The 1,593-nt window shown below is 31.5% G+C and carries 2 protein-coding genes; both read right to left on the bottom strand.

The genetic code is table 11. The features are described 5' to 3' along the window. Window positions 1-75 precede the first annotated feature (75 nt). Window positions 76-351 carry a hypothetical protein gene (locus ACTSEZ_RS21305; protein ID WP_309194569.1) on the bottom strand — a complete coding sequence of 92 codons (276 nt, stop codon included), beginning with the start codon at window positions 349-351 and terminating at the stop codon, window positions 76-78. A gap of 622 nt (window positions 352-973) precedes the next feature. Beyond that, complete coding sequence (locus tag ACTSEZ_RS21300; protein WP_369736214.1) at window positions 974-1,468, bottom strand: hypothetical protein; 495 nt, start codon at window positions 1,466-1,468, stop codon at window positions 974-976. Window positions 1,469-1,593: the final 125 nt, after the last annotated feature.

Genomic DNA, 1,593 nt, shown 5'->3' with positions numbered 1-1,593 from the left:
GCCCCCTTTAATGGAATAACTACAATATGTCCTTGTCCTAAGATTGCTCACTCAACTCACAATTTCCCTTTAACATTAACGTGCTGGTGTGTTACTTTTTAAAAAAGTTTTTCCAACAAATGCAAAGGCAATCAACAAAGTAATAAAACTAGAAACAAAGAAACCAATTGCATATGTAGGGATATTCGCTTCTGGTACTCGGTCATTTATTTCTAATCCTAAAAAGTGTACTCCAATGCCATCGCCATCCACATTTGTTCCAAGAGACCATAAATCTATTCCTTTATTGACCATTAATACTGTAATGAGAGTAAGAAAAGTACAAACAATCCAACGATTAATTGCATTCATTTTATATCCTCCTCATTCAAATTTTTCTCAATGCATATTGAACAATCCTGCCCAATTCCTCAATAAGAAAAGGCGATCCACTTTGCTGCAATCGCCGCCGATTGTTGAATAACTAACTGAAAAATATTCCTAATAATATAGAAATTAACGACAGAGCAAAGAAACCCATAAAGAAATAGCCAAAATATCTTAATGGTTTGGGGAGTTTCTTTAAGTCTACATCTGTAGGCATTCCCTCGACATTTTTCATATGATCCATTGCATCATTAAATGGTTTCTTTTCGGAAATTAAGACACTCCTTAATTTCCTTAATTCAAACAGTATTTATTATCTAGCTTGTAAAATCAAAAGAAATTGATCTAGGCGGCTTAACCTTATCTCTTAACTGCATATGAACTTCATATACAATTCAATAAGAAAATCGAAAACCCCTTCTTGAATAATCGCCCCCGAGTTCAGAGCAATATATTAAATTTCTCTTTTGCGAATATTAAATCCAATTACAATTCCCAAAATAAGTGTATATAAAGGGCCAGTCTCAAAATCATTTAGAATGAATGAAAACACGACCCAACCTGTGATAGCCCCTAATATAGCCAAGAATAACTTTTTCATTAAATTCTATCTCCCCTGTTTATAAAACTCTTTACGCATTATTTCTTCTTTATTTTTCGATAATATAATGATGTCGTAAGTTTCATTTGCTTGTAAAGTAGAAGGTAGATTATTTACTACGACAAATTCATTAGCAATATTAATAAGTTTTTTTAGGTTTTCATCCTCGTTTAAATTGTTGTTCTCATTTGATGTCTTTATTAAAATTTTTATAGGTTTAGGATTAAAGTCAATTGCTATCCCCGTATATTCATCTGTATTCTTCTTTAAAGCATCATCTATTTCTATAGTGACTCCCATCCATATGCCCTCAACATCGTTAGCTTGGAGTTGTTGGATACCCTCAGACTCTGTAAATGTTAATTTTGTCCCTAGGTATAATAGGAAAATAAATGAAAAAATAATAATTACTGCTTCTACTGTATTTCTAGTCTTATTTTTTTTGAAATGTTTCTCATCTCTATATTTTTGTTGTACTCTTCTCAGTAAACCTTTATTCATTAAAGGCCGCCCCTGTTCATAGTTAATTCTGTTGTATCCGGTATAAAATTCAATAAGACATAATTTGCTGATTCATATAAAAAATTCTTTTTTTCAAAAGTTTATTCAACAATCCTGCCCTTTAA

Source organism: Metabacillus mesotrionivorans (genome assembly GCF_052171315.1).
Lineage (GTDB): Bacteria > Bacillota > Bacilli > Bacillales > Bacillaceae > Bacillus_P.
The sequence above is the reverse complement of the archived record's forward strand: the minus strand, read 5'-3'. Positions and strand labels throughout refer to the sequence as shown.

Bases quoted from the DNA above. Each gene is read 5' to 3' on its own strand.
- ACTSEZ_RS21305 (WP_309194569.1), bottom strand. From the start codon at position 351: ATGAATGCAATTAATCGTTGGATTGTTTGTACTTTTCTTACTCTCATT.
- ACTSEZ_RS21300 (WP_369736214.1), bottom strand. From the start codon at position 1,468: ATGAATAAAGGTTTACTGAGAAGAGTACAACAAAAATATAGAGATGAG.